Below are 26,082 nucleotides of genomic sequence, written 5' to 3'. Positions count from 1 at the left end.
AAGGCCTGTCTTCCTCGTTGGTCAGGCCCTCGATCGGGATGCCAGTCCCGGCCGGGGGCCGTCGCATGTCTGGGGCTGATCGTCGCGGTGAGCATATGCCAGCCAACCGACCTGAACAGCAGCTAAGTTGGCCAATCTCACCCATGTGAGTGACGGACGGCAGGGTGGGGTCGGGAAGGTTCATTTCCCCAGTTCTTCAAGGCTTTTGACGTCGTGCGGAGCCGCGTCGCGGACCACCGGGTCGCGGAAATCCGCGACCCGGTGGCGGCAGTCACGGCGCGAGATCGAGTTCGGCCCAGACGGTTTTACGGGGAAGGGGTCCGGGACTGCCGCCCCAACGATCCGCGAGCGCCTCGACGATCAGCAGGCCGCGCCCGGATTCGGCGTCGCCGTCCGGGACTGCCGCGTCCGCCGGAAGAAACGGAAGGCAGTCACCGCGCGCATCGCTCACCTCGATCCGCAGCAGCGCGCCGCCGTCGTCGACCGCGAGGTCCAGCCGGAAGTCCCGCCCCGGCACCCGGCCATGGACCACGGCGTTGGCCGCCAGCTCGGCAACGATCTGCGCGGCCGGCTCCGACGGGATCCCCCACTCACCCAGCTGTGCGGTGGTGAGCAGCCGGGCGAGCCTGGCTCCCCGGCGGGTGGGCGAGAGCAGCACGGTGAACGTGCGGCTGAGAGTGGGGGGTTGAGGGAGGGCGATTTCTTGATTCACGTCACTCAGCGTGGCCGGGCACACTTACGCTGACCAGTGATCAAACGGATGCGTACGGTGACTGTCCGGCGCTTGTCCGGCGTTGTCCGGGCTGTCCGGAGCAGGCGTGCGGGTAGGTGGTGCCGCGATGGTGACGGCACGTCGGAGGTGGCGCGGATGCGGGTGGATGCGAACGGTACGGAGCGGTCCGAGGGCGAGACGGACGAGCCCGGTTGGGAGGTCGACCCCGATGACGAGTCGGGCGCGGCGGTCGTGGCCACGGTGGGGCGGCAGTTGAGACTGCGCCGGGAGGCGGCCGGGATGCGGGCGGCCGAGTTCGGCGTGGCGATCGGGTACGGGGAGGACCAGGTCTACAAGGTCGAGGCCGGGAAACGGATTCCGCGCCCGGAGTATCTGGACAGAGCGGACGAGGTTCTGGGGGCCGCCGGGCTGATCACCGCGATGAAGACGGACGTGGCGGAGGTCCGGTACCCGAAGAAGATCCGGGATCTGGCGCGCATGGAGGCGCGGGCGGTCGAGCTGCTGTCGTACGGCGACCACAATCTGCATGGGCTGTTGCAGACGGAGGAGCACGCTCGGGCGTTGCTGAGGACGAGACGCCCGGCCCTGTCGGACGACGAAGTGGAGCGTGGTGTCGCAGCCCGCATGGCCCGACGCTCCATCTTCGACCGCTCACCGGCCCCCGAGCTGAGTTTTGTTCAGGAAGAGGCGACGCTCAGCCGCCCCATCGGAGGCAAGATGGTGCTGCGCAGGCAGCTGGAACACCTCTTGGAGTTGGGGCAGTTGCGCAACGTCGAAATTCAGGTGATGCCGACGGCCCACTGGGATCATCCTGGAACAGGCGGGCGGATTCAGATGCTGAAGTTCGAGGACGGCACGGCAGTCGGGCGTTCCGATGACGAGTTCGGCGGTCGCCCCGTCTCCAGCCCGAAGCAGCTACGGATCCTTGAACTCCGCTATGGCATCATCCGGGCGGAGGCTCTCAGCGCACGGGAGTCGCTGGCCTTCATCGAGCGAGTGCTGGGAGAGACATGATCCGGAAGACCTCTGCTGGGGACGACTCCGAGCTGACGTGGTTCAGGAGCAGCTACAGCGACAGCAGCAACCCCAACGACTGCGTCGAGGTAGCAACCACTCCCGGCACGATCCACATCCGTGACTCGAAGAACGCCCAGGGCCCCCGATTCAGCGTCGCGCCTGACGCATGGGCGCACTTCGTGACGTACGCCGCCGGGAACTGACGCTCGGACACGCCCCGGCCCTCGGTGGGCGCCAGGCCCCTCACCGGCTGAGCGCGAACCCCGCGACCTCGACGCCGAGCACGGCCCCCACGAACAGCGCGCCCGCTCCCGCCAGGACCGACCGCCCGGTCCACAGGTCCGGCAGGCCGGGGGGCGCCTCCGCACCCCCGGACGTCGCCTTCGTATCGCGTGCGGCAGATATCGGCATGTCTTTCCCCTCCTGCGCCTATCCTCGCGCACCGGGAAAGCTCGCTTCGGCCCGGCTCCGGGCGGGCGTTCGCCGCCGCTTCGCACCACTTCGCGCCGTGGAACCGCGCCCCCACCCTTCCCATCTGACGTATCGTCAGTTTCAATGGGAAGCGTGATGGGACACGCAGGCATGGCCGCCACCGCCGTCCGGTACCTCAGGTCCGTCGGCGCCTCCACCACCGCGGGGACGGCGCCGGTCGATCCACTGCCACGCCCGGATCTTCGGGCCGTCGCCGACGGTGAGCGACCGCCCGTCGACCCGGCCGAATTCCGGGGCGTACTGGGGCACTTCGCCAGCGGGGTCACCATCGTCACCGCGCACGACCCGGACGACGAGGCGGGTCCGGCGGGCTTCGCCTGCCAGTCGTTCGCATCGCTCTCGCTCGACCCGCCGCTGGTCACGTTCATGGTCGCCCGTACGTCGGCGACCTGGCCGCGCATCGCGCGCGCCGGGGCCTTCTGCGTCAACATCCTCGGCGCGGAACAGGGCGCGCTGTGCCGGACCTTCGCGGTCAGCGGAGCCGACAAGTTCGCGGGGGTGGCGTACGAGCCGGCTCCCGCGACCGGGTCGCCGCTGCTGGACTCCGTACCGGCCTGGATCGACTGCCGCATCCACGCCGTCCACACCGGCGGCGACCATCTGATCGTGGTCGGCCGGGTGGAGGCGCTGGGGGCGGTGGACGGGGGCGATCCGCTGCTGTTCCACCGGGGGAGGTTCCGGCAGTTCAGGCCGCTGACCGGATGAGCGTGCGCCGGGCCCCGGCCCGGACCGGCGGACCGAACGGCCCGCTCAAAGGGCGTGCCGGACGACGTCCGCGATCTCGGTCGGCCGGTCGAAGGCGCCACCGGAACGACGACCTCCACCGCCGGGTACGGTGGCCTCCGTGGCCTCCACCGTCTCCGAGGCCCGGATGCTCCGAGGCGACCGGTCACCAGCCCGGCTCACGCGCCTTCCGCGTAGAGCTCAAGTAGTCCTCGTAACCCGCCTCGCGCAGCACCGTGTCGACTCTGCTCGTGACTTTCACGGTGCTGTTCCCGGCTGCGCCCAGTTCCCGCATCGCGCTGACGAACAGGGTGATGTCCTGCTGTTTCAGAGCGCGTTCGCAGTCGGTGCTGCCCTTCTGTGCGCTGAGGCCGAGGGCCTGCCAGGCCGCCTGCGCCTCACGGTCGGGCACACGGAAGTAGGCGTGGTCCACCCAGCCGGCAATTCTGCCGTAGTCGGCGCAGGTGGGCCGGAGGCGGGCCAGATAGGGCAGCCGGATGTTCTTGGTGTCCACCGCCGAGCGCAGGACGGCGCGCAGGTAGTCGTTGTCGGCCTTGGCATGTTCCAGCAGATACCGGCCGCCCAGCCGGTGCCAGGCGTGGACCTGCCGTGCCCTGGTGTCGGCGGACACCGTCACGACCGTGACGTGCATCCACTGCCGAGCCGTCCGCTGAGTGGTGGCGGCGTCGGGAACCATGGTGTGGTATTTCGCCAGGGAGACCGGTTCCACCACGGCGACCGCCATCGCCGCCACCACGGCCATGACCGTCCCCAGGTGCCCGCCGAGGCGGCGGGCACCGGCCGCTCGGCCGCCGGAGTGTACAGGCTCCTCGCCCGAGACGTCTGTCCCTCTTTTCCCCCGCGGGCGCACGCGTCGGACGAGTGATCCGGCCGCGGCCACCAGGAACGCGCTGACCGCGGCGAGCACGAGGACGCTGTTGACCAGACGCGGCAGCGTCCACGACATGGTGTCCCAGACCGGATGCCAGGAGCAGCTGCTCTCCAGGGTGTTCAGCGGTCCGACGCAGCCGTCCGACGAGACGAGCAGGACCATCCCCACAAGTCCCAGCAGGGCTGCCGACTCCGCCGCGATCAGAGCGGCGACCAGTCGGCGCCCTCGGCCCGACCGCGCCGCCACGGCGGCGGCCACTGCCGCCGGTACCACCAGGGCGACGAACAGCCACGCCAGATAGTGCACTTCGTGGACGCCGACCCGCTGCTGCGGACCGGTCGGCGGTGCGGGCAAAAGGGCCTGCGCACCCGCGACAGCGAGCCAGCACGCGGCCCCGCCCAGCGCCCCGGGCCGCAGAGCCCGGCGCAGGGGCGGCAACGGTTCCTCCACCGCCGCCTTCCGGCCGCCACCGCCGGGCAGGGCATTGCTCACCCAGCGGGGAGTGCCCGGGGCCCGGCCGAGCGCCCAGGCCGTCAGCGGGACCACCCACAGGGCCGCGATCGCGGCGGGAATCAGCGGCGAGGCGACGAATCCGCCCAGAATCGGCCAGACGGCCGCCATGGCGGTCACGACGGCCGAACGATCCGTCGCCGTATCACCGGAGGCACTGGCAACGCCGGAACCGGGGAACACGTCCAGGACACCCTGCCGCATGCCGCTGCTGCTGTACGACGCCCCGGCCGCCCAGGACGACCCGTCCATGGTCCACCAGGCGAACCACGCGGCCAGCACCAGCGTGGCGGATCCCAGGCCGACCAGCAGCGGCGGACGGAGGGAGCGCCCGCGCCAGGTACCGGCCCACAGACGGGCGCACTGGGTGACCCACCAGGCGAACGCGACCCCGGCGCACACGACGAGGAGCAGTAGGGCCGGCCGCTGCGGAAGCCATTGGGCGCCGCTCAACCCGTATCCGGTGAACAGCCCGCCGACACCGAACCCGGCGCCGAGCCACAGACCGGCCCGGACTCCCGAAGGGACCTGGTCGCCCGTCAGGACCGCGTAGGAGACCGACCGCCACAGCGCGGTCCCGATCACCCCGGCGACCAGGGTGGCCGGGGTCAGCGAGACCAGCTGGACCCGCCACAGGCTGTACAGGTCGTAGGTCGACAGATAGGTCAGCAGATGGATGTTGACCATCGCCGCCGCGGCTCCGGTCAGAAACATCGGCAGAGCGCGGGCCCCGAACAGCGGTGCCGGATCCGCCAGGGCGCCGCGGCGTTCCTCCCAGCGCGGATGCGTACCCCAAAGCCCCCGCAGTGACCCGAGCGCGCCGCGGAGTCGGCCGCCAGCCGTGGGCCGTGCCGTGACGTCCCACTTGTGCGGGTCCGCACCCCAGCGCACCGCCGCCAGATCCGCGTAGATCTCCCGGCTGCGCAGCACGTCCGACCGCGCCAGGTAGACGAGCGCGACCGTGAGGGCGGGCAGCAGCAGGACACGGGTGAGCGACGGCACGTCGCTGGGCTCGCCCCAGGTGAGGAAGCCGTGGACCTGCCTGCTGGACCAGACGAGGTAGGGCAGGAGGACCAGGGCGAGGAACACGCGCCAGACGGCGACCGTGCCATAGGTGACGGTGATGTCCCGGTTGGCGATATGGGCGAACTCGTGGAGAATCACCGCCCGGAAGCGCTCCGGGTCACTGCGCCGGCAGGCGAGCAGACCGCCGAACAGACACACGGTCGGCCGACGGTTGCGTCCGAAGACCACGGCACCGGTGGCAATCGAGGCCCGGTCCACGACCACCCGCGGCAGCCGGGCCAGACCCGCGGTCGCCGCCAAGTCGGTCAGCAGCGCCTGGATCTCGCCGTCCGAATCCGCCGATTCCAGCGGAACGGCAGACCTGTGCCGGGCCTTCCAGACGGGCAGCAGGAAGAACAGCAGCGTGGCGGTGACGGACAGCAGGACCGGCCAGCTGTAGATCAGCCACTGTGCGGGCGGTGGTGCGTACTTGGCCATACAGCCCCGATAGGCCACAGCCTGGCTGAGGGCGTTGATCACCGAGGCCATGTCCCCGCCCCGGTCCGGGTCAATCCCTGTCGCGAGAGAGCAGCCCATCGCATCCGTACGGTGCAGAGATTTGACGACAGGCAGCATCATCGCCCCGCCCGCGGCGAGCATCAGGACCACCAGCAGGGCGAACCGCGCAGTCGTTCCCGCGCCCATCGCCCGTTCGTCGATCCGGGGCCGAGGGGCCGTCGCGCCCATGGTGCCCTAGCCTTCCGGCGTGGAGCCGGCGACGGCGGGCGAGTCCGGCCCGCCGTCGTTCGAAGAGGACGGATCGGCCAGGACCAGCCCGGCCACGACCGCGTTCGCGACCTCCGAGGCCTGCGCGGCGGCGAGACCGCGCTGCTCGGCGGTCTCCAGCACCAGCCGCTTCACTTCGGCGAGCTGCTCACGGGTGAGCGGGGGCACCATGACCGGCGGACGGCTTCTGCGGAACAGCCGACGCAACGCACCGACCGACTCCCTCGACGCACGCTCCATGGCGATGTCGCCGATGCGCCGGGCCGCTTGGTCCAGGGCCAGCCAGGCCACCGGGGTGACCAGCACGGCGATCTCGCCCACGCCGAAGCCCAGCGGTTCCCGCCGCTGCCCGTGGCCGTACAGACGCCGGACGGCGGTGGCGTCATCGAGTTCCAGAAGCCCTTCGAGCAGCGGAAGTTCGTCCGATGCCAGCTTGGTGACCACCTCACGGACCAGATCGCGGACCGGGCGTCCCTTGGACGGGCGTGCCTCTGAACCCATGTGATCCCTCCCCCAGGAGCCCTGGCCTCTCCGCGACGACCGGGTCCGGCTCTGGTACCCACTGTGGCACGGAAGCCGGATGCCCGGCAGGAGAACCGTCCGACGCCCGACCGAACCAGCCACAGCCAGGGCGTCGGCCACCGCGTCCGCCATCAGCTCAGCAAAGTCCGCCACGCCCTCAGCCGAGTCCCGCGGCGGCGCCCGACGGCTCCCGGACCCGTCGGATCACCAGCGCCATCAGCGCCGCCGTCGCGCACAGCGCCCCCGAGGCGTACCAGACCACGTCGTACGAGCCGAACACGTCGCGCGCCACACCGCCCAGGAACGCCACCAGTGCCGCGCCCACCTGGTGGGAGGCGAGGACCCAGCCGAAGACGATGGCGCTGTCCTCGCCGTACTGCTCGCGGCACAGGGCCAGCGTCGGCGGGACGGTGGCGACCCAGTCCAGACCGTAGAAGACGATGAAGAAGACCATCGGCGGATGCACCGTCGGCGCCATCAGCATCGGCAGGAAGAGCAGCGAGACGCCGCGCAACGCGTAGTAGACGGCGAGGAGGCGGCGGGCGTCGAAGCGGTCGGTGAGCCAGCCGGAGAAGACCGTGCCGATGATGTCGAAGACCCCGATGACGGCGAGCAGCGAGGCCGCGGCGGTGATGGGCATGCCGTGGTCGTGGGCCGACGGCACGAAGTGGGTCCGGATCAGGCCGTTGGTCGAGGCGCCGCAGATCGCGAACGTGCCCGCGAGCAGCCAGAACGGGCCGGTGCGTGCCGCGTCGGCCAGTACGCGTACGGTCCGCCTCGCCGCACCGTGTGCGGGTGCGGGCTTGGCCACGTAGGTGCCGCCGTACGGGGCGAGACCCACATCGGCCGGGTGGTCGCGCAGCAGGAGCCAGACGAACGGGACGACGACCAGCGCGGCGAGCGCCACGGTCACCGACGCCGGACGCCAGCCGTGCTCCGCGACGATCCAGGCGCACAGCGGCAGGAAGACCAGTTGTCCGGAGGCGCCGGCCGCGGTGAGGATGCCGGTGACCAGGCCGCGCCGGGCGACGAACCAGCGGTTGGTGACCGTGGCCGAGAAGGCGAGCGCCATCGAGCCGGTGCCGAGGCCGACGAGCAGCCCCCAATAGATCATCAGCTGCCAGGAAGCCGTCATCCAGACACTGGCCAGCGCCCCGGCCGCCACCGCGCCGAGCGCGACGACGACGACCCGGCGGATGCCGAACCGGTCCATCAGCGCGGCGGCGAACGGCGCGGTGAGCCCGTACAGCGCCATGTCGATGGAGACCGCGAGTCCGATCTCGCCGCGCGACCAGCCGAATTCCGTGTGGAGCGGGTCGATGAGGAGGCCGGGCAGGGAGTTGAACGCGGCGCCGCCGATGATCGTCACGAAGGTGACGACGGCGACCAGCCAGGCGCGGTGAACGCGCAGGCGGGAGTTCCGGCCGGGGGCTGCGGGGGTGGCCTGCCGGTCGTCGTCCCGGGCGGCGCTGTCGGTTGTCTGGGTCACGTCACTCAGCATCGGGTCGCGGCGCACCTCCCCACGAGTGGCCGGAGGGACACCCTTCGCAGGAATCGGGCCATCGGGATCGCCGCTTCCCTGCCGGGACGGACGGGCGGACGGACGGGCCCGGGTGCGCGTACGATCGCCAGTCGGCCGACGGGCCGGGCCCGCCGACCCCGTCGCGCACCGATCCGGGGGGATTCCATGCAGTGGGCAGCACGCCGGCACTTCCACCACCGCTCCGCGCTGATGCAGGCCTGGGGCTCCGTACTGCTGCTCATCGCCTGTGCCCTGTGGGTCTGGCTGGGCTTCTTGCTGGCGGACCAGGACGGCATGTACTGCTACACCGACAGGTCCTCGGTGTGCGAGGTGGAGAGCGACGTACCGAAGGGGCTGACCATCCTGGGGATCTCCGCGCCCCTGTCCGTCCTCGGTGCGGGGCTCCTCGTCGCCGGCAGCGTGCGCAGGCAGACCAGCGCCCATGTCTTCGAGGTCATCGAGATGCAGAAGTCCGAGGAGCGGAGCCGGGAGAAGGGGGAGAAGTAGCCAGGGCCGTCACGGCCCAGGCGAAGCCCGCGCCCACCGCGTACCAGAGCAGATCGGGCGCGTTGAAGGTCGAGCCGAGCACCAGCCGCGCCACCGTGCTGTGCCGGGAGAGCTCCGCGGGCACCCCGGTCAGTTGCAGCAGCTCCACCGCCCAGCTGAACGCCAGCCCCGCCCCGGCCGTGACGACCGGCCGCGCGCCGGGCGCGATCACGGCGGCCAGGGCGCAGATCAGCACGGTGTAGAGCGCGTCCCCGGCGTACTTGGCAAGGTCGCCGTCCGTGAACGCCCTGACCCCGAGCCCGGCGAGCACGGTCGCCGCCGCGGCCCCGGCCGCGACCGCGCGTGCCCGTGACGCCGTCCGCGCCACCCGGGGCGCAGTCCCCTCCGGCCCGCCCCCGCTCACCCGATCCGCTCCAGCCGCCGGATCGGCCGCGCCACCAGCAGCACCGCGACCACCACCATGTTGATCACCGCTCCGGCCAGCAGCACCTCGGGAGCGCCCACCCGGTCCGCGACCGGCCCCGCCAGCGCCCGGCCCGCCGCCAGCATCAGCAGGGAGCCCGCCACGTCGTACGCGTGCAGACGGTTCAGCGCCTCGGGCGGCACATGGGTCTGGACCGTCGTCGACCACATCACCAGCCAGAACGCGAACGCCGCACCGGCCACGAACTGCCCCGTCCCCAGCGCGACCACCGGCATGCCCAGGCCGAGCACCACCAGGTTCACGCAGACCGCGGTCAGCGCGACGGCTCCGGCCGCGAGCGGGCGGCGCGGTCGCAGTCGCAGGGCGAGCAGCCCGCCGACGACGCTGCCCGCGCCGTTCACCGCCATCATCACGCCGTACGTCCCCGAGCCGTGCGCCTCGGTGACCTGGACCGCGGTCAGCGGCAGCATCGGGCCGAGCACCGCGAAGCCGTACACCGTCCAGATCGCGATCACCCCCCACAGCCAGCTTCGGGCCCGGAACTCCCGCCACCCGTCGGCCAGTTCGGCGACGAATGTACCTCGGTGCACCTCGTCCGCCGGGGCCGGGGCGAGCCGCAGCAGGAAGAGGCAGAGACCGGAGACCAGGAACGTCGACGCGTTCGCCGCGTAGACCGCGCCGGCACTGGCGAACCCGACGAGCATGCCCGCGAAGGCCGGTCCCGCCATGGTCATGAGCGCCTCGGAGACCCGGAGCACCGCGTTGGCGCGCTGCACGTCCGGGGCGACCCGGGGCACGGTCGAGGCGACGCCCGGCTGGAAGAGCGCGGCGCCCACCCCGGCCACCGCGCTCAGTGCGTACACCGCCCACAGCGGCGGGTTGCCGACGGCGAAGGAGACCGCCAGTACCAAGGCCCCGACCAGCCGCAGCGCGTCGGCGATGATCATCATCCGGCGGGGGGTGAACCGGTCGGCCAGTACGCCGCCGAAGAGCACGAAGAGCGCCAGCGGCCCCATCCAGGCCGCCAGCGCGAATCCCACCGACGAGTGCGGCCGGCCGGCCCCCAGCAGGCCCGCGGTGAGCGCCACCGGGATCATGCCGTCACCGAAGAGCGCGGCGGTACGGGCAACGAAGAAGAGCCGGAAGTTGCGGTTCCAGAGCTCGGCGGGCCGGATGCCCCCCAGACCCGCACTCAGGCCCGCGCTCAGGCCCGCACCAAGGTCACCGCCCAGCGGCTCCCCACCCGAAGAGGCGGGCAGAAGGGGCGACGGGCCCTCGCCGCGAACGGCGGGAATGCGCGGGTACTCCGCTGACTTTTCCTTCACGGCAGTGACATGTATCAGTTGAAGGTCTATACCACTAGGGGTGAAGGGAGTCCGCCAATGCCGCACCGAATCGCCGTCCTGGCCCTCGACGGGCTGCTCCCCTTCGAACTGGGCATCCCACAAAGGATTTTCGGGCGATCGCTCGGTTTCGAACCGCACAACAAGGGCCGCAAACTCTATGAAGTCGTGACCTGTTCCATCCGCCCGGCGGGCCCGGTCCGCACCGACGCGGACTTCACGATCACCGTCGAACGCGGCCCGGAGACACTGGCCACCGCCGACACGATCGTGATCCCCGCCAGTTACGAACTCGGCCCCGTCTACACGGAGGGCAGGCTCACCGACGAGCTGGCCGCCGCGTTCGCACACATCAGGCCGGGTACCCGGATGGTCTCCATCTGCACGGGCAGCTACGTGCTGGCCGCCGCCGGATATCTCGACGGGCGGCCCGCCACCACCCACTGGTCGTCGGCCGACCACTTCCAGCAGCTCTTCCCCGAGGTCCGGGTCGACCCGGACGTCCTGTTCATCGACGACGGGGACGTACTGACCTCCGCCGGGGTCGCCGCCGGAATCGACCTCTGCCTGCACATCGTGCGCCGCGACCACGGCACCGCCGTCGCCAATGACGTCGCCCGCCGCACGGTCGTGCCCCCGCACCGGGACGGCGGACAGGCCCAGTACATCCAGCGCCCCGTGCCCGAGGTGCGGCTCGCGACCACCACCTCGGCGCGCGCCTGGGCGCTCGGCCGGCTGGAGCGTCCGATCCTGCTGCGCGACATGGCGCAGCAGGAGTCGATGAGCGTGCGGACGTTCACCCGCCGGTTCCGGGAGGAGGTCGGGGTCAGCCCCGTGCAGTGGCTGACCCGGCAGCGGGTCGAGCGGGCCCGGCAGCTGCTGGAGTCGACGGACCTGTCGATCGACCAGGTGGCGCGGGACGCGGGCTTCGGGACGCCCACGTCGCTGCGGCAGCATCTGCAGGCGGCCCTGGGAGTGTCCCCCACGGCGTACCGGCGCACATTCCGCGCGGGGAAGGAGGCCTGACCGGGCGCGCCGGCCGTCACCTCTCCGCACGGCTCGGACCGCCCGCCCGCCCCGACACTCTGGACGACCCCATGAAGTACGTCACAGTGCCGTCCGTGGACCGCGTCCGTCGTCGGGGCCCCGCCGTCGGCAACGCCCCACCCCCGCCGACCGATCCGAGGGTTCCTTCTCCAGGGGCCGGGGGTCGCTCCGCCCCAGGGCGACTTAGGTCACCCTTCCCTGTCGCCGCTTCCACCTGATAGGCATGTGAAGCACTACCGGCACTTCGGAAGTTTCGCCATGAAAAAGGGAAATCCAGACAGCCTCATACCCTTCACCATCGATCTGACGTTCGAGGAAGTTCGACGCCGGGCCGAGGTCGTGACCGCACTCGGGCCCGACTGGGACCCGGTCGCCGCGCTCCAGGGCGAGGACGAGGCGTACGCGCTCCTCTACTCGGGCCTGGACGCCGAACAGCAGCGCACCTACGACCTGCTGGTGGCGGCCGGCGTCCTGCCGGGAAGGGGGCCGGGGCGTGCGACTGCCCATTGATCCGCAGGCGGACGTGGCCCGCCGCGCCTGGATGCCCTGCCCCGTCTGCGACGACGCACGTCACTGCGAGAACTGCGCCGACCTCCGTACCTGCCGTGAGCACTGGCGCTACCTGATCTCCAACAACGGACCGGTCGTTCACCTCCAGTGCCCGCAGTGCACCCACATGTGGTCCGTGAACACGCGCCCCGACGTCACCCCGCGCGACAGCGGCGCCTTCGGCGACTGACCGGCACGTTTCGTGCAGGGCGGGCGTAGGCGGCCCTCTCCGGCGCACCGGCGTCGGCCGCCGCGCCCGTCTCGCACGCGCGCACGGCCGGGCCCGCGGAGCGAGACGCGGCACTCCGGCCCGGCTTCGGTCGTGTGCAGGCCGTCCGTCGGATCACGGTGGCCCTTGTCGGCCGGGCCGGGTGCGGCAGCGTGAGGAGCCGCGGGGGTGCAGGACCGCCGGAACGGTCAGGGCGCCAGGGGGTGGTGGCGAGGCGGTGGGAGAAAGACGGGAGACCAGGGCCGTCATCGCGGTCTCTGCGATCGTCGTGGGGCGCAGGGTCACGGTGCTCACCGGCGGATCGTGCTCGGCATAGGCAGGGTCCTCGCTGGCGCAGACGAGGAGGAGGTCGTCGGGGATCCGCAGGCCGTGGCGGGCCGCCGCGGCCAGAACCTGGCGGCCGCCGGGGTCGTAGATCGTGTAGACCGCGTCGCAGGCGCGGGCGGCGAAGACCGCGTCGAAGGCGTGGCCCGGGGTGTCGTACGGGTCGCAGGTGAGGAACAGCGACTTGTGGCCGTGCTCGCGGCACCACTGCTCGTACGCGCGGGTCACGGCCCAGGTGTAGTGCTCGTCGCCGTACCCGGCGTGCAGGGCGATCCGTCGGGCGCCCGAAGCCTTCAGGTGGCCGAGGACCTCGCGCGTGGTGGCGGTGTGGTCGTTGTCGACCCAGACGTCCCCGGGCCTCGGATCGACGGGCCGGCCGTCGAAGACGAGCGGGATGCCTCGGGCACGCAGGGCACGCAGCACCGGGTCGCCCGCGGGGCTGTCGAGGAGCAGCATGCCGTCCACGGTGAGGGTGTGCCACGGCGTCTCGGCACCGCGGGCGGCGGGGAGGATGGTCAGGGCGTAGCCGTGGGCGTGCGCGGTGGCGGTGGCGGCGGTCAGGAGCCGGGCGAAGTACGGGACTTCGAGGAAGTTCCAGGCCGATCCGGCGTAGGTCGTGACGGCCACGCCCAGGGTTCCCCCGGTCCGCGGGGTCCGCCGGGCGCCGTAGCCGAGCGCGGTGGCCACCTCGCGGACCCGGCGGCGCGTGGTGTCGGCGAGTCGGCCGGTTCCGTTGAGGGCGTGCGAGACGGTGGCGGTGGAGACCTCCGCGGCGCGGGCGACATCGGCGAGGGTGGGCCCTGACATGGCGCCATCGTATGGATCGCGGTGCGGATTCCGTCGTACGGGGTGGGTTCTGGTTACGGCGTTAATCAATGAGGGTCCGGCCACGGTAACGCAGCCCAACCCTTGGAGCAGTCATGACTTCTTCTTTCGCCCGGCGGAGCGTGCTCGCCGCGGGTGCGGCCGGACTGGTGGGTGCGGCGGCCGGCCCCGCAGCCGCCGCGCAGCCGGGTGCCGCGCACCGCGGTTCCGCGGCCATGGTCATCCACAACGCACGGGTGTTCACCGGGCTGCCCGGCGCCCGCCCCGTCGAGGCTGTGGCCGTCGGGCGCGACGGCCGGATTCTCGCCACCGGCCGGAATCGCGAACTGCGCCGCCTCGCCGGACGGGACACCGAGATCGTCGACGCGCGCGGGGCTACCGTGATGAGCGGCATCCACGACGGCCATGTGCACCCGCTCGACGCGGGCGAGCGTTCGCTGCGCCCCTCCCTGGAGGGCGCCGAGACGACCGCCGAACAACTCCTCGCGATCCTCACGGGGTTCCTCAAGGACACGCCCGGCCAGGAGCCCGACGGCTGGCTGGTGGTCTCGGACTGGAACCCGGTCGGGCTGCTGCCGCAGGGCACCTTGCCCCACCACTCCCTGCTCGACACCCTCCCGACCCGCCGCCCGATCGCCCTCCTCGGGGGCGACGGCCACAACGTCTGGGTCAACGCCCGCGCCCTTCAGATCGCCGGCATCACCGCGGCCACCCCCGATCCGGTGGGCGGGAAGATCGTGCAGGGGCCTGACGGGAAGCCCAGCGGGGTCCTCAAGGACGACGCCCAGGACCTGGTGACCCGCCACATCCCGGAGCCGAGCGAGGCCGAACTGGTCGCCGCCTGCTCCCGGGTCCTCGCCCAGGTGGCGGCCTCCGGGGTGACCACGATGATGGACGCGGCCGTCGGGCGGCGTCAGTTGACGACGTACCAGGCCCTGGCGAACGCGGGGAAGCTGCCGCAGCGGATCGTCCCCGCGATCAAGATCGACACGGACCTGGCGAAGGACCCGGCGGCCGCGCTCGCCCATGCGCGCGGGCTGCAGCGCGCGTTCCGGGACGTACCTGGGCTGCGGTTCGGGACGAGCAAGGTGTTCCTCGACGGGGTGATCGAGTACCCGGCGCAGACCGCGGCGCTCCTGGAGCCCTATCTGGACGGCTCCGGACACCCGACGGACAACCGGGGTGAGCTGTATGTCTCCGGGCAGGATTACGGGCGGCTGACCGCGGCCTTCAACCGGGCCGGCTGGCAGATGCACGCCCATGGGCTCGGCGACCGCGCGGTGCGCACGGCACTCGACGGATATGCGTACGCCCGGCGCACGACCGGGCTTCGCGACGCCCGGAACACCATCGCACACCTCCAGCTGGTGGACCCGGCGGATCTGGGGCGGTTCGCCGCGCTGGGCGTGGTGGCCTGCATGCAGCTCCAGTGGGCGGAACAGGACACGTGGACGATGGACGCCCTCCTGCCGTACATCGGGCCCGAGCGGCACCGGTGGATGTACCCCGCCCGCTCCCTGGAGCGGCACGGGGCCCGGCTCTCGGGCGGCTCGGACTGGCCGGTGGACCCGCTCCAGGTGTGGAACCAGGTCCGTACGGCGATCGACCGCACGGGCGCGGAGGGCGACGGGCCGCTCTACCGGGAGCTGGAGGGGCTGAGCCGTACGTCGGCGCTGCGCATGCACACGCAGGGGACGGCATGGCAGCTGCGCATGGACCGTCTGACGGGAACGGTCCAGCGCGGTCTGGCCGCGGATCTGATCGTTCTCGACCGTGATGTGACGCAGTGCCCGGTGGCGGACATCAGTGACACCCGTGTCGAACTGACCCTGGTGGGCGGCCGGGTCGTCCACGACGCGCGCACCTCGGCGGGCCGGGCCGCGGCCGCGCGACTCGACCGGGCCGCCACCGCGCCCCGCCCGTCGGCGTACGCGGCGGTGCACGGCGGGCGACACCGGGCCTGCGGCTGCGGCGGCGACCGGCCGTAGCGGTCCTTGGCTCCGCGCCCCTGCTCGGCGAACGGCGCCCGTTCGGGTTACGCCCCGCACGGAACGCCGTCCGGCAGGGGCGGCTCTGCACCGGCCGCTCACTTTCGCCGCCCCCACGGCACGGCACTGCGCCTAGAACACCAGCACCCCGCGCGCCACCCGGCCGTGGTGGGCGTCGTCCGCCGCCTTGGCGAAGTCCTCCACCGGGTAGGTCTCGGTGACGAGTTCGTCCAGCAGCAGCCTGCCCTCCTGGTACAGGTCCGCATAGAGGGCGATGTCCCGCTGCGGGCGCGAGGAGCCGTACCGGCAGCCCAGGACGGACTTGTCCAGGAACAACGACGAGACCAGGAAGGACGCCTCGGCCGTCGCCGCGGGGACACCCAGCAGCACCGCCTGCCCGTGCCGGTCCAGCAGGTCGATCGCGGTACGGATCAGCTCCGTACGGCCCACGCACTCGAAGACGTGGTCGGCGCCGTGCGGCAGGATCTCCCGCACGGCCTCCGCCGACGTCAGGAAGTGCGTCGCGCCGAACTGCCGCGCCATCGCCTCCTTCGCCGGGTTGGCGTCGACGGCGACGATCGTCAGGGCGCCCGCGATCCGGGCACCCTGGATGACGTTGAGTCCGATGCCGCCGGTGCCGATGACCACGACGGTCTCGCCCCGGTCGACCTTCGCCCGGTTCAGTACGGCTCCGACTCCCGTCACCACCCCGCAGCCGATCAGCGCGGCCGAGGTGAGCGGCAGGTCGGTGGGGATCTTCACCGCCTGCACGGCCTTGACCAGGGTCCGTTCGGCGAAGGCCGAGTTGGACGCGAACTGGTACAGCGGCTTTCCGCGCCGCGAGAAGGGCTGCCCCGGCATCCCGATCGCCTTGCGGCACATCGTCGGCCGGCCGCGGTCGCACTGCGCGCACGCCCCGCAGCTGGCCAGCGTGGACAGCGACACATGGTCGCCGGGCACCACATGGCCGACGCCCGCGCCGACCGCCGCCACCACGCCCGCGCCCTCGTGCCCGAGCACCACCGGCGACGGGAACGGGATCGTCCCGTCGATCACCGACAGGTCGCTGTGGCACAGCCCGGCCGCGGCCACCGCCACCAGCACCTCGCCGGGGCCCGGATCACGTATCTCCAGATCGTCGACGACCTCGGTCCGCTTGCCGTCGAAGACGACGCCTCTCATCTCGGCTCCCTCGGTAGGCCGAGCGCCCGCTCGGCGATGGTGTTCACGCGTTCGGTCGGGCCTTCGCCGCAGCCGCCGCGGCCATCTCCTCCAGCCGGGCCAGCATCGGCATCGGGTCCGTGCCCACCGTCCCCGGCAGGAAGTCGGCGATCCGTTCCGGGGTCCAGGCCCCGTCCGCCGCGTACCCCGCCCGCAGCTCCCTCGGCTGGGCCCAGACCGCGATCTTCGGACCGGCGATCGTGTACACCTGGCCGGTGATCCCCTCCTTGCGGGCCCGTTCGCTGAGCAGGTAGACGACGAGCGCCGCCACGTCCTCCGGCTCGCCGATCTCCTTGAGTTCCATGGGCACATTGGCGGACATCCGGGTGCGGGCGACCGGGGCGACGGCGTTCGCCGTGACGCCGTACTTGTGCAGGCCGAGCGCCGCGCTCCGCACCAGCGAGATGATCCCGCCCTTCGCGGCGCTGTAGTTGGCCTGGGCGACGCTGCCCTGGTGGTTGCCGCTGGTGAAGCCGATCAGCGTGCCGCCGCCCTCCTGCTTGCGCATCACCGCCGACGCGGCCCTGAACACGGTGAAGGTGCCCTTGAGATGGGTGGCGACGACCGGATCCCACTCCTCCTCGGACATGTTGAACAGCATCCGTTCCCGCAGGATGCCGGCCACGCACACGACCCCGTCGATCCGCCCGTACCGCGCGAGCGCCGTGTCCACGATCCGCTGCCCGCCCGTCATCGTGGAGATGTCGTCGGCGACGGCCACCGCCTCGCCGCCCGCCGCCCCGATCTCCTTGACGACGGACTCGGCTATCTCGCTGCTCGGCTCGCCGCCCTCGATGGAGACGCCGTAGTCGTTGACGACGACTCTCGCTCCCTCGGCCGCCGCCGCGAGCGCGACCGCCCTCCCGATGCCGCGTCCGGCACCCGTCACGGCCACCACTTTGCCTGCCAAGAAGTTCCCCATGCCCGGCCCCTTCCCGCGATTTCTGACGGACCGTTAGATTTTATGGGCCATCGGGTTCACGAACACAAGCCCCAGGAGGTACCCATGTCACTGCCGGCCGAGTTCCACGACATCGCCAAGCGGGTCAACAACTGGGGCCGCTGGGGCGCCGACGACGAGATCGGCACGCTCAACCTGATCACCGACACCGTCGTGCGGGAAGCCGCCGCCACGGTCCGCACCGGGCTGCGCGTCCCGCTCGCACTCCCCCTCCAGCAGGACGGCGTCCAGAGCGGACTGATCCCCGGAAGGATCAATCCGCTGCACACCATGGTCCAGATCAACCAGGAGCTCTTCGGCCCCGGCACCGTCGCCACCAGCGACGACACGGCGGTCCTGAGCCTGCAGACGGCCACCCACTGGGACGCCCTCACCCATGCCTCGCACTCGGGGAGGATCTACAACGGCCGCCCGGCCGACACGATCACCGCGCACGCCGGCGCGCGGTACAGCGGGATCGACAAGGCGCCGCACATCGTCTCGCGCGGCGTGCTGCTCGACGTGGCCCGCGCGCACGGCGTGGACCGGCTGCCCGGGGACCACGCCGTCACCCCCGGGGACCTGGACGCGGCCGAGGAACTGGCGGGGATCCGGGTCCGGGCCGGGGACATCGTGCTCGTACGGACGGGGCAGGTGCGGGTGTACCTGGAGGGCGACAAGCACGCGTACGGCTACCCGTCGCCCGGCCTCTCCGTCCGGACGCCCGAGTGGTTCCGTGCGCGCGATGTGGCGGCGGTCGCCAATGACACGCTGACCTTCGAGATCTTCCCGCCCGAGATCGAGGATCTGTGGCTGGGTGTGCACGCGCTGGACCTGGTCGAGATGGGCATGCCGCAGGGCCAGAACTGGAACCTGGAGACGCTGTCCACAGCCTGTGCGGAAGAGAGGCGGTACGCCTTCCTGCTCTCCGCGATGCCGGAGCCGTTCGTCGGTGCCACGGGCACCCCGGTCGCCCCGGTCGCCCTCCTGTGAAGGGGTACGGACCGGCGCCGGGACACGGACCGGACCGACCGCTTTAACCTTTATGCACGATGCGTGACGGCACGCGAAGGCTTGTACGCCTCACGGTCCGCGTCGTCCGCGCCCCGCACACCATGAGCGGCCCCTGGGGCGCCATGAGCCCCTTGGGTGCCGGGGGCGCCGGTGCCGCCGGGGTGCACCGGCACCGCCCTGACCGGCGGGACGTCCCGGTCGATCTCGCACCAGATGCGCTTCCCGGCGCCCTCCGGCTGCCAGCCCCAGCGGTCGGCGAGGCCGTCGACGAGCTCCAGGCCCCGGCCGCCGGTGTCCTCACCCCGTGCGTGGCGCTGCAGCGGCGGGCGGCAGCTGGTGTCGGCCACCTCGACCCGTACGGTCCCGGTCGCGCCCGCCGCGCCGAACAGCATGCGCAGCACGGCCGGACAGCCGGTGTGCACCACCGCGTTGGTGACCAGCTCCGAGATCAGCAGGATGAGCGTCTCGGCCAGCGGCTCGTCGTCCCTTATCCCGGATCCGACCAGTCTCGACCGCGCCCACCTGCGGGCCCGCCCGACCTCCGCGGGATCCGGCCCGACCTCCAGCTGAACCTGAAGCACCTGCACCGCTCACACCATCCAGACCGGCGGACACATCGCCTCGCGCCTCCTCAGGGTCACGGAACGTGATTCCCTTGCGAGACAGCATGGTTGACGTACAGTCACCGCAACAAGCGCTTCGGGCATATTCCAGCGCGAAGGAGTACGCGTGGTGCATACTGTGCGACGCACGTTGCGGGGAGTCGAACAGAGGCACAGCGAGGCCGCGGGAGCCGTCTCCCGGGCAGGCCCGGCGCTTCTGCGCGGAATGCGAGCAGGGCACCTCTTCCGGACCGGAGTCGCCGCACGGGCAACACCCGGATCACCCGGCTCCAGAACCTCTCGCATCCCACGGAGCGTACCCGAGCCCGGCGCCGACTCCACCCCGTGACGAATCACGCAAAGGACACAAGCCGACATCGGTCCCGACCGACTGCACTGCGTAACTCCGCAGCGTGAGGCCCAAACACCGCCCTGTGACAACCGGGCCCCCGGCGGCCCCCCGTCGCCGCGCCGCCGAAGCCTGCACGGAACCCGTCCGGCTTCAGCACAGGTCCGCCGCAAGCGCTTCCTCGGCCGCCGCCGCCGCGATCCACCGACCGGACCGCAGCCATGCCCGCTTGAGGTGCAGATGAACGTCCGCCTCCCAGGTGAAGCCCATGCCGCCGTGCACTTGAAGGCAGTCCCGCGCGTTGCGGACCGCCGCCTCGTCGGCGAGCAGTTTGGCGCCCGCGATCTCCGCCCGGTCCCCGGTCAGGGCCGCGGCGTAGACGGCGGCGCGGGCCAGTTCGGCGCGGACCAGCATCCCGGCGCACAGATGTTTGACCGCCTGGAACGACCCGATCGGCGAACCGAACTGTTCACGTTCACCGGCGTGCCGGACGGCCATCTCGGTCGTGCGCGAGGCGCTGCCGAGTTGTTCGGCGGCGGCGAGCAGGGCGCCTTCCTCGCGCAGCCGCTCCGCACCGGGCAGGGGCTCACCCGGCCCGACCGGTCCGGTGACCCGCCACAGGGGTGTGAACGGGTCGAGCGACCGCACGGGCCGGGCGGACTCCCGTATCCCCGCGACGCTCCGCACCGTCCCGCCGGTCAGGACCCGTACCTCCCCGGGCCCGAGGACCAGCAGTGCGTCCGCGTCCCCCAGGTGTCCCACCGGCTCCCCCGCGTCCAGCACGGTGACCACCGCCCCGCCCTCCGCCGCCCCCTTCACCGCGCCCGCGGCGAGGTGGGTGGCGATCAGCGGTCCGGGCAGCAGCGACCGTCCCACCTCCTCGAAGAGGAGGACCGACTCGGGCAGCCCGAGCCCCACACCGCCCTGTGCCTCCGGCAGCCGCAGCGCGAAGAAGCCGGACTCGCCGAGTTCCCGCCACAGCTCCCGGTCGATGCCCGTACCGCCGTCGAGAGCCGCCCGCATCCGGTCCCTGCCGAAGCGCCCGGCCAGAAGTTCCCGTATCCCCGCCCCGAGGGCCCGCTGGTCGTCCGAGAGCTGGAAGTCCATGAGTGGCGTCAGCGCCCCTTCGGCAGGCCGAGTATCCGCTCGGCGACGATGTTCCGCTGGATCTGCGAGGTGCCCGCGGCGATGGTGTACGAGAGCGAGGAGAGCCGGTCCAGGACCCACTCCCGGTCCAGGTCGGCTGCGTCGGCGCCAAGCACCTCGGCGGCCGCCTCGTACAGCTCCTGACGGGCGTGCGAGTAGCGCAGCTTGAAGACCGAGCCGCCGGTGCCGGGGACCCCTCCGGTGCGCTGCGCCTCGCCGACGTTCCACTGGGTGAGCCGCCACAGCGCCCGGAATTCGGCATTCAGCCTGCCCAGCCTGCGGCGCAGGACCGGGTCGTCCCAGCGCCCGTTCGTCCGTGCCTCGGCGGCCAGGGCGTCCAGCGTGCGGCGGCAGGCGACGACCTCGCCGACGAACGCCGTGCCGCGCTCGAAGGAAAGGGTGACCATGGTGACGCGCCAGCCGTCGTTCTCCGCGCCGACGCGGTGCGAGACGGGCACCCGCACCTCGTCGAGGAACATCTCGGCGAACTCGGTGGACCCGGCGAGGGTGCGCAGCGGGCGGACGGTGACGCCGGGCGCGTCCATCTCCATCGCGAGCCAGCTGATGCCGCGGTGCCTGGGCGCCGCGGGGTCCGTCCGCACCAGCAGTTCGCACCAGTCGGCGACCTCCGCGTGCGAGGTCCAGATCTTGCTTCCGCTCACCACGTAGTGGTCGCCGTCGCGCACCGCCCGGGTCCGCAGCGAGGCGAGGTCCGAGCCCGCGTCGGGCTCGCTGAACCCCTGGCACCAGATCTCGTCCCCGCGCAGCACCGGCGGCAGCCAGCGCGCCCGTTGTCCGGCGGTGCCCTCGGCCGCGATCGTCGGCCCTGCGTGCAGCAGCCCGACGAAGTTGGCGCCGACGTAGGGGGCGCCGGCCTTCTCCGTCTCCTCCAGGAAGATCAGATGCTGGGTCGGGGTGGCGCCCCGCCCGCCCGCGTCGACGGGCCAGTGCAGGCCCGCATAACCGGCGTCGTACAGCATCCGCTGCCAGGCGGTGTCGTACGCGCGCCGCCCCGGCCAGTCGTCCGGACCGGGCTTCGCGGGCAGGGTGGGCAGCACGGACGCCAGCCACTCGCGCAGCCGCGCCCGGAACTCCTCCTCGGCCTCCGTGTACGCGAGATCCATCGCGTGCCTACTTGTCCCGGTCCAGGTCCAGACCGAGCATCCGGATCGCGTTTCCGCGCATCAGTTTGTAGACGGTCTCGTCGTCCAGCCCCTTGACGTGGTCGAGGGCGACCTCCTTCGTGTGCGGGAAGGTCGAGTCGACGTGCGGGTAGTCGGTCTCGAAGGTGGCGTTGTCCCGTCCGACGACGTCGAGCGAGGCGACCCCGTGCTTGTCGCGGAAGAAGCAGCAGAACATCTGGCGGTAGTAGTACGTGGACGGCGGCTCGGGAATCAGGTCGCGCACCCCGCCCCAGGCCCGGTGCTCCTCCCAGACGTCGTCGGCGCGCTCCAGGGCGTACGGGATCCAGCCCATCTGGCCCTCGCTGTAGGCGAGCTTGAGCCGGGGGAACTTCACCAGGACGCCGCTGAACAGGAAGTCCATCATCGAGGCCATGGCGTTGTTGAAGGAGAGGCTGGCCTGGACGGCGGGCGGGGCGTCGGGGGAGGCGGCGGGCATCTGGGAACTGGACCCGATGTGCATGTTGACGACCGTGCCGGTCTCCTGGCAGGCCGCGAAGAACGGGTCCCAGTATCCGGTGTGGATCGACGGCAGGCCGAGGTACGTGGGGATTTCGGAGAAGGTCACCGCACGCACCCCGCGCGCCGCGTTGCGCCTGATCTCCGCCACGGCCAGGTCGATGTCCCAGAGCGGGATGATGCAGAGCGGGATGAGCCGGCCGCCGCTGTCGCCGCACCACTCCTCCACCATCCAGTCGTTGTAGGCGCGGACACACGCGACCGCCACCTCTTTGTCCTGGGCCTCGGCGAACGTCTGGCCGCAGAAGCGCGGGAAGGTGGGGAAGCAGAGGCTCGCCTCGACGTGGTTGAGGTCCATGTCCTTGAGGCGCTCGGCCGGGTCCCAGCAGCCGGGCCGCATCTCGGCCCGGGTGATCCCCTCCAGCGTCATGTCGTCGCGGTCGAAGCCCACGGCAGCGATGTTCCGCTTGTACGGGAACTTCAGGTCCTCGTAGATCCACCAATCGGTGGGCGGCCCGTCGGGGTCCATCGTGATGACGTACTTGCCCCCGGTGTACGCCAGCTCGCCGATGCCCGCGGTGAGCGGCTGCGGGCCGCGCTCGCGGTATTTGGCGGGCAGCCAGGTCGAGAAGAGGTGCGGCGGCTCGATCACATGGTCGTCGACGCTGACGATCCGAGGCAGTTCCGTCATGGTGTCCCCTTCGGCGCACGCTTGAGGTCTTCCGGCCGTGGCTCCGACGGGCCGTCTCCTTACGAGCGTTTCTGATGGTCCGTCAGATCTACTTCGATCCTCAGGCTAGCCCCGCACCCCTGGACCGACAAGGCGCAGCGCTCTACGCTCTGCGCACGATCTGACTACCCGTCAGCTGTGAGGGGTTCGCCGTGAACGAGACCGCACACGCGCTGAGCGCATCGGGCACCTTCTGGGAGCTCGTCGAACGCCGGGCCGCCCTGACGCCGGACCGCCCGTTCCTGATCCAGGACGACCGCACCCTCACCTTCGGTGAGCTGCGCGACCGCGGCGAACGGGTCGCGGCCGGACTGTGGGGCATGGGCGTCCGCCCCGGCGGTGTCGTCGCCTGGCAGCTGCCGACCCGCCTGGAGACGGTGCTGCTGTCGTTCGCGCTGACCCGGATCGGGGCCGTGCAGTCGCCCGTCATCCCGTTCTACCGGGACCGCGAGGCGGGGTTCGCGCTGCGCGAGTCGAAGGCCGGCTTCTTCGCGGTGCCGGGCACCTGGCGCGGCTTCGACCACACGGCGATGGCACACCGGCTGACGGCGGGTGCCGAACACCCGCCGCTGGTCTTCGAGGCGTACGCGTCACTGCCGGACGGCGACCCGTCCGTGCTGCCTCCCCCGCCCTCCGACGGGACGGCGGTGCGCTGGATCTACTGGACCTCGGGCACCACCTCCGACCCGAAGGGGGTCCTGCACACCGACCGCAGCCTGATCGCGGGCGGATCCTGCCTGGCCCACGCGCTGCGCCTGTCGACGGCCGACATCGGCTCGGTGGCCTTCCCGTTCGCCCATGTCGGCGGGCCGGACTACGCGGTGATGCTGCTGCTGTACGGCTTCCCGGCGGTCCTCTTCGAGCACTTCGCGATGCCGGAGGCACTGGAGGGCTACCGGCGCCACGGGGTGACGGTCGCGGGCGGGTCCACCGCGTTCTACTCGATGTTCCTGACCGAACAGCGCAGGACCCCGGGCCGGAAGCTGATCCCCAGCCTGCGACTGCTGGCCGGCGGCGGGGCACCGAAGCCGCCGGAGCTCTACCACGCGGTGGTGCGGGAGATGGGCGTCCAGCTGACCCACGGGTACGGCATGACCGAGGTCCCCATGATCACGATGGGCGCCCCCGACGACACCGCGGAGCACCTCGCCGGGACGGAGGGGCGTCCGCCCGAAGGCATGGACATACGCATCACCGACGAGGACGGCAAGGCGCTGCCGCAGGGCACGGAGGGCGAGGTACGGCTCCGCGGGGAGGCCGTCTGCGAGGGCTATCTGGACCCGGGGGCGACGGCGGCGGCCTTCGACGCGGAAGGGTTCCTGATCACCGGTGATGTCGGCCGGGTCGAGCCGAGCGGGCACCTGGTGCTCACCGGGCGGCTCAAGGACATCATCATCCGCAAGGGCGAGAACATCTCCGCCAAGGAGATAGAGGACCTGCTGCACCGGCACCCGGACGTCGGGGACGTGGCGGTGATCGGGCTGCCGGACCCGGAGCGCGGCGAACGCGTCTGCGCGGTCGTGGAACAGCCTGCGGGCGCCACGCCCCTGACCCTGCCGGGGATCACCGGCCATCTGCGGGCGGCGGGCCTCTCCGTGCACAAGCTGCCGGAACAGCTGGAGGTGGTGGAGGCGCTGCCGCGGAACGAGACGCTGCGGAAGGTGCTGAAGTACCGGCTGCGGGAGCGGTTCTCCTGACGGGAGGGGAGGGGGCTGTCGCCCCGCCCCCCCTCACCGGACGGGTCCGGTGCGGTCGGCGCCCCGCGGAGTGCTCCGGCGGGGCGCGGGGGGAGCTCGTTCCGCCCGCCCCTCCCCGCCCGCTCCTACGCGTCCGGTTCGATCACGGTGAAGTACGTGGCGAACGCCGCCACCACCCCGTCCTCGGTGATCCTGCCGTCCTGGTCCGTGTCCAGGCTCCGCGCCGCGAGACCCGCCGTCTCCGCGCTCGCGCCCAGCACCCGCAGGGCCCGCTCCACGCCGGGGACGGAGGCCGCGCCCTGGTCGTCCCGGTCCGCCACGGCGAGCGCCGCGCGCAGGAAGGGGCGGGCGATCTCCGCGAAGCGCTCCGGGTTGTCGCGCAGCCGCTTCACCGCCCCGCCCACGAACTCCTCCCGGGTGACGCGCTGGTCCCCGTCGACGTCGGCGATGCCCGCCATGCCCTGCCAGAGGGCCTCGGCTCCGGTGTAGAGCGCCTGCCCCTTGTCGCAGCGGGCCGTCGTACCGAATTCGGTCAGCAGACGGGCCGCGGCGGCACTGAAATCCGCGCGATCGATGTATCCGTTGCCGTCCTGGTCGAAGGCGGCGAAGCGGAAGGCGATCTTGCGCTCATACTCTGCGCTGTCCATGCGGGGAGCGTACGACGCCGACCGGCGCCACGTGTCACTTACGGCCTCGCCCGCGATGGTCAGCGACGTCGCGCGCTTCTCGCTCCACGCCTCAGGCCGAGAGCGGCTGGGCCTCGTCGTCGACGGCCGCGTACCGGTCGGGGTAGACCTCGAAGAGACGGCGTACGCCGAGGGCTGCGAGCACCCGGTTGACGTGGGATCCCTCCTCCGCGCCGCGGGCCGGGAGGATCAGCCGCAGCCGGCCCCCGCAGGAACGCATCAGGCGGCGGGAGGCGATCAGTACCCCGACACCGCTGGAATCGCAGAACAGGACCTCGGACAGGTCGAGCACCACATCGTGGCGCCCCGCGGCCACCGCCTCATGGACGGACTGCCGCACGGCGGGCGACGTCAGCAGATCCAGTTCGCCGCGTATGCGCAGCACGGTCCAGTCGTCCTGCACGGTCTCGGCCACCTTCAGTGTCACGTGACTGGGCCTCTCGTTCCGGGGATTCCGACGATCCGGAAGTTTCCGTTCCTTCTCGCGGCTGCCCCCGCCGCAGACCCATGAAACACCGGGCCGGTCGACAGGACACAGCCGGGTTCGGGCAGAAATGATCGCTTTCGGGTCCGATCCCACCGTCGCGCGATGCCGCATTCCTTATCATCCCGGGCCTCC

The 26,082-nt window shown here is 71.8% G+C and carries 26 protein-coding genes; 10 read left to right on the top strand and 16 right to left on the bottom strand.

The annotated features are described in order from the left end of the window. Positions 1–271: 271 nt before the first annotated feature. Positions 272–712, bottom strand: coding sequence for an ATP-binding protein (locus ACF1B9_RS23240; protein WP_391738632.1), 441 nt, complete (start codon positions 710–712; stop codon positions 272–274). A gap of 156 nt (positions 713–868) precedes the next feature. Here ACF1B9_RS23240 and ACF1B9_RS23235 point away from each other — a divergent pair, with 156 nt between their 5' ends. Beyond that, positions 869–1,747: a helix-turn-helix domain-containing protein gene (locus tag ACF1B9_RS23235; RefSeq protein ID WP_391738631.1), complete on the top strand. Its 879-nt coding sequence runs from the start codon at positions 869–871 to the stop codon at positions 1,745–1,747. Next, positions 1,744–1,953 carry a DUF397 domain-containing protein gene (locus ACF1B9_RS23230; RefSeq protein WP_391738629.1) on the top strand — a complete coding sequence of 70 codons (210 nt, stop codon included), beginning with the start codon at positions 1,744–1,746 and terminating at the stop codon, positions 1,951–1,953. The genes ACF1B9_RS23235 and ACF1B9_RS23230 overlap by 4 nt, the downstream gene beginning before the upstream one ends. A 40-nt stretch (positions 1,954–1,993) precedes the next feature. On the opposite strand, the gene ACF1B9_RS23225 is transcribed toward ACF1B9_RS23230, so the two are convergent. Beyond that, positions 1,994–2,161, bottom strand: coding sequence for a hypothetical protein (locus tag ACF1B9_RS23225; protein WP_391738627.1), 168 nt, complete (start codon positions 2,159–2,161; stop codon positions 1,994–1,996). A 171-nt stretch (positions 2,162–2,332) separates the two neighbouring features. Between ACF1B9_RS23225 and ACF1B9_RS23220 the strand changes: the two genes are divergently transcribed. Then, the gene (locus ACF1B9_RS23220) at positions 2,333–2,947 is read left to right on the top strand and encodes a flavin reductase family protein (protein WP_391739306.1); all 615 of its coding nucleotides are present in this window, start codon (positions 2,333–2,335) and stop codon (positions 2,945–2,947) included. 184 nt (positions 2,948–3,131) lie between these two features. On the opposite strand, the gene ACF1B9_RS23215 is transcribed toward ACF1B9_RS23220, so the two are convergent. The 3 genes from ACF1B9_RS23215 to ACF1B9_RS23205 all read right to left on the bottom strand — a co-directional run bounded on the left by ACF1B9_RS23215 (position 3,132) and on the right by ACF1B9_RS23205 (position 8,169). Continuing rightward, positions 3,132–6,119: a M48 family metallopeptidase gene (locus ACF1B9_RS23215; protein ID WP_391738626.1), complete on the bottom strand. Its 2,988-nt coding sequence runs from the start codon at positions 6,117–6,119 to the stop codon at positions 3,132–3,134. 6 nt (positions 6,120–6,125) lie between these two features. Beyond that, positions 6,126–6,659: a hypothetical protein gene (locus ACF1B9_RS23210; RefSeq protein ID WP_391738625.1), complete on the bottom strand. Its 534-nt coding sequence runs from the start codon at positions 6,657–6,659 to the stop codon at positions 6,126–6,128. 178 nt (positions 6,660–6,837) lie between these two features. Next, entirely contained in the window at positions 6,838–8,169 is a 1,332-nt protein-coding gene (locus ACF1B9_RS23205) for an MFS transporter (RefSeq protein ID WP_391738624.1), read from the bottom strand. Positions 8,170–8,367: 198 nt separating this feature from the next. Between ACF1B9_RS23205 and ACF1B9_RS23200 the strand changes: the two genes are divergently transcribed. Continuing rightward, entirely contained in the window at positions 8,368–8,709 is a 342-nt protein-coding gene (locus ACF1B9_RS23200) for a hypothetical protein (RefSeq protein WP_391738623.1), read from the top strand. Here the strand turns inward: ACF1B9_RS23200 and ACF1B9_RS23195 are convergent. Both ACF1B9_RS23195 and ACF1B9_RS23190 read right to left on the bottom strand, forming a co-directional pair. Next, positions 8,657–9,076, bottom strand: coding sequence for a DUF2809 domain-containing protein (locus tag ACF1B9_RS23195; protein ID WP_391738621.1), 420 nt, complete (start codon positions 9,074–9,076; stop codon positions 8,657–8,659). The two genes, ACF1B9_RS23200 and ACF1B9_RS23195, sit on opposite strands and share 53 nt — an antisense overlap. Positions 9,077–9,108: 32 nt before the next feature. Continuing rightward, on the bottom strand, positions 9,109–10,458 hold the full coding sequence (locus ACF1B9_RS23190) for an MFS transporter (RefSeq protein WP_391738620.1): 1,350 nt from the start codon (positions 10,456–10,458) through the stop codon (positions 9,109–9,111). A 57-nt stretch (positions 10,459–10,515) separates the two neighbouring features. On the opposite strand from ACF1B9_RS23190, the gene ACF1B9_RS23185 reads away from it, so the two are divergent. The 3 genes from ACF1B9_RS23185 (at position 10,516) to ACF1B9_RS23175 (ending at position 12,262) form a co-directional block, all read left to right on the top strand. Continuing rightward, complete coding sequence (locus ACF1B9_RS23185; protein WP_391738618.1) at positions 10,516–11,502, top strand: GlxA family transcriptional regulator; 987 nt, start codon at positions 10,516–10,518, stop codon at positions 11,500–11,502. Between the two features lie 279 nt (positions 11,503–11,781). Then, positions 11,782–12,033: a DUF6400 family protein gene (locus ACF1B9_RS23180; RefSeq protein ID WP_391738617.1), complete on the top strand. Its 252-nt coding sequence runs from the start codon at positions 11,782–11,784 to the stop codon at positions 12,031–12,033. Continuing rightward, positions 12,017–12,262, top strand: a complete 246-nt coding sequence (locus ACF1B9_RS23175) for a hypothetical protein (protein ID WP_351072496.1) — start codon at positions 12,017–12,019, stop codon at positions 12,260–12,262. The genes ACF1B9_RS23180 and ACF1B9_RS23175 overlap by 17 nt, the downstream gene beginning before the upstream one ends. A 153-nt stretch (positions 12,263–12,415) precedes the next feature. Here the strand turns inward: ACF1B9_RS23175 and ACF1B9_RS23170 are convergent, their stop codons facing one another. Beyond that, entirely contained in the window at positions 12,416–13,432 is a 1,017-nt protein-coding gene (locus ACF1B9_RS23170; RefSeq protein WP_391738616.1) for a LacI family DNA-binding transcriptional regulator, read from the bottom strand. Between the two features lie 113 nt (positions 13,433–13,545). Here ACF1B9_RS23170 and ACF1B9_RS23165 point away from each other — a divergent pair, with 113 nt between their 5' ends. Further along, positions 13,546–15,438, top strand: coding sequence for an amidohydrolase (locus ACF1B9_RS23165; protein ID WP_391738615.1), 1,893 nt, complete (start codon positions 13,546–13,548; stop codon positions 15,436–15,438). 132 nt (positions 15,439–15,570) lie between these two features. Here ACF1B9_RS23165 and ACF1B9_RS23160 read toward each other — a convergent pair whose 3' ends face one another. Then, entirely contained in the window at positions 15,571–16,620 is a 1,050-nt protein-coding gene (locus ACF1B9_RS23160; RefSeq protein ID WP_391738613.1) for a Zn-dependent alcohol dehydrogenase, read from the bottom strand. A 43-nt stretch (positions 16,621–16,663) separates the two neighbouring features. After that, positions 16,664–17,581 carry an SDR family oxidoreductase gene (locus ACF1B9_RS23155; RefSeq protein WP_391738612.1) on the bottom strand — a complete coding sequence of 306 codons (918 nt, stop codon included), beginning with the start codon at positions 17,579–17,581 and terminating at the stop codon, positions 16,664–16,666. Positions 17,582–17,665: 84 nt separating this feature from the next. Here ACF1B9_RS23155 and ACF1B9_RS23150 point away from each other — a divergent pair, with 84 nt between their 5' ends. Continuing rightward, a complete protein-coding gene (locus tag ACF1B9_RS23150; protein ID WP_391738611.1) occupies positions 17,666–18,592 on the top strand; it encodes a cyclase family protein in 927 nt (308 codons plus the stop codon). 50 nt (positions 18,593–18,642) lie between these two features. On the opposite strand, the gene ACF1B9_RS23145 is transcribed toward ACF1B9_RS23150, so the two are convergent. The 4 genes from ACF1B9_RS23145 to ACF1B9_RS23130 form a co-directional block, all read right to left on the bottom strand. Continuing rightward, positions 18,643–19,200 carry an ATP-binding protein gene (locus ACF1B9_RS23145; protein ID WP_391738610.1) on the bottom strand — a complete coding sequence of 186 codons (558 nt, stop codon included), beginning with the start codon at positions 19,198–19,200 and terminating at the stop codon, positions 18,643–18,645. A 517-nt stretch (positions 19,201–19,717) separates the two neighbouring features. Beyond that, a complete protein-coding gene (locus ACF1B9_RS23140; RefSeq protein ID WP_391738608.1) occupies positions 19,718–20,671 on the bottom strand; it encodes an acyl-CoA dehydrogenase family protein in 954 nt (317 codons plus the stop codon). Between the two features lie 8 nt (positions 20,672–20,679). Next, positions 20,680–21,834, bottom strand: a complete 1,155-nt coding sequence (locus ACF1B9_RS23135; protein WP_391738607.1) for an acyl-CoA dehydrogenase — start codon at positions 21,832–21,834, stop codon at positions 20,680–20,682. 7 nt (positions 21,835–21,841) lie between these two features. Further along, the gene (locus tag ACF1B9_RS23130; protein ID WP_391738606.1) at positions 21,842–23,041 is read right to left on the bottom strand and encodes an amidohydrolase family protein; all 1,200 of its coding nucleotides are present in this window, start codon (positions 23,039–23,041) and stop codon (positions 21,842–21,844) included. 191 nt (positions 23,042–23,232) lie between these two features. Here ACF1B9_RS23130 and ACF1B9_RS23125 point away from each other — a divergent pair, with 191 nt between their 5' ends. Then, positions 23,233–24,777: a class I adenylate-forming enzyme family protein gene (locus ACF1B9_RS23125; protein ID WP_391738605.1), complete on the top strand. Its 1,545-nt coding sequence runs from the start codon at positions 23,233–23,235 to the stop codon at positions 24,775–24,777. A 125-nt stretch (positions 24,778–24,902) separates the two neighbouring features. On the opposite strand, the gene ACF1B9_RS23120 is transcribed toward ACF1B9_RS23125, so the two are convergent. Together ACF1B9_RS23120 and ACF1B9_RS23115 are read right to left on the bottom strand one after the other, a co-directional pair. Then, complete coding sequence (locus ACF1B9_RS23120; RefSeq protein WP_391738604.1) at positions 24,903–25,424, bottom strand: EF-hand domain-containing protein; 522 nt, start codon at positions 25,422–25,424, stop codon at positions 24,903–24,905. 91 nt (positions 25,425–25,515) lie between these two features. Next, positions 25,516–25,890 (bottom strand): STAS domain-containing protein, encoded by a 375-nt coding sequence (locus ACF1B9_RS23115; protein WP_391738602.1) that lies wholly within the window; start codon positions 25,888–25,890, stop codon positions 25,516–25,518. Between the last annotated feature and the right edge of the window lie 192 nt (positions 25,891–26,082).

It is taken from the genome of Streptomyces sp. NPDC014727 (assembly GCF_043083485.1).
In the GTDB taxonomy this organism is placed as follows: domain Bacteria; phylum Actinomycetota; class Actinomycetes; order Streptomycetales; family Streptomycetaceae; genus Streptomyces.
The sequence above is the reverse complement of the archived record's forward strand: the minus strand, read 5'-3'. Positions and strand labels throughout refer to the sequence as shown.

Coding starts and splice junctions, on each gene's coding strand:
- ACF1B9_RS23150 (WP_391738611.1), top strand. CDS start 17,666: ATGTCACTGCCGGCCGAGTTCCACGACATCGCCAAGCGGGTCAACAAC.
- ACF1B9_RS23160 (WP_391738613.1), bottom strand. CDS start 16,620: ATGAGAGGCGTCGTCTTCGACGGCAAGCGGACCGAGGTCGTCGACGAT.
- ACF1B9_RS23225 (WP_391738627.1), bottom strand. CDS start 2,161: ATGCCGATATCTGCCGCACGCGATACGAAGGCGACGTCCGGGGGTGCG.
- ACF1B9_RS23130 (WP_391738606.1), bottom strand. CDS start 23,041: ATGACGGAACTGCCTCGGATCGTCAGCGTCGACGACCATGTGATCGAG.
- ACF1B9_RS23165 (WP_391738615.1), top strand. CDS start 13,546: ATGACTTCTTCTTTCGCCCGGCGGAGCGTGCTCGCCGCGGGTGCGGCC.
- ACF1B9_RS23140 (WP_391738608.1), bottom strand. CDS start 20,671: ATGGACTTCCAGCTCTCGGACGACCAGCGGGCCCTCGGGGCGGGGATA.
- ACF1B9_RS23210 (WP_391738625.1), bottom strand. CDS start 6,659: ATGGGTTCAGAGGCACGCCCGTCCAAGGGACGCCCGGTCCGCGATCTG.
- ACF1B9_RS23180 (WP_391738617.1), top strand. CDS start 11,782: ATGAAAAAGGGAAATCCAGACAGCCTCATACCCTTCACCATCGATCTG.
- ACF1B9_RS23200 (WP_391738623.1), top strand. CDS start 8,368: ATGCAGTGGGCAGCACGCCGGCACTTCCACCACCGCTCCGCGCTGATG.
- ACF1B9_RS23215 (WP_391738626.1), bottom strand. CDS start 6,119: ATGGGCGCGACGGCCCCTCGGCCCCGGATCGACGAACGGGCGATGGGC.
- ACF1B9_RS23120 (WP_391738604.1), bottom strand. CDS start 25,424: ATGGACAGCGCAGAGTATGAGCGCAAGATCGCCTTCCGCTTCGCCGCC.
- ACF1B9_RS23170 (WP_391738616.1), bottom strand. CDS start 13,432: ATGTCAGGGCCCACCCTCGCCGATGTCGCCCGCGCCGCGGAGGTCTCC.
- ACF1B9_RS23235 (WP_391738631.1), top strand. CDS start 869: ATGCGGGTGGATGCGAACGGTACGGAGCGGTCCGAGGGCGAGACGGAC.
- ACF1B9_RS23185 (WP_391738618.1), top strand. CDS start 10,516: ATGCCGCACCGAATCGCCGTCCTGGCCCTCGACGGGCTGCTCCCCTTC.
- ACF1B9_RS23155 (WP_391738612.1), bottom strand. CDS start 17,581: ATGGGGAACTTCTTGGCAGGCAAAGTGGTGGCCGTGACGGGTGCCGGA.
- ACF1B9_RS23220 (WP_391739306.1), top strand. CDS start 2,333: ATGGCCGCCACCGCCGTCCGGTACCTCAGGTCCGTCGGCGCCTCCACC.
- ACF1B9_RS23230 (WP_391738629.1), top strand. CDS start 1,744: ATGATCCGGAAGACCTCTGCTGGGGACGACTCCGAGCTGACGTGGTTC.
- ACF1B9_RS23135 (WP_391738607.1), bottom strand. CDS start 21,834: ATGGATCTCGCGTACACGGAGGCCGAGGAGGAGTTCCGGGCGCGGCTG.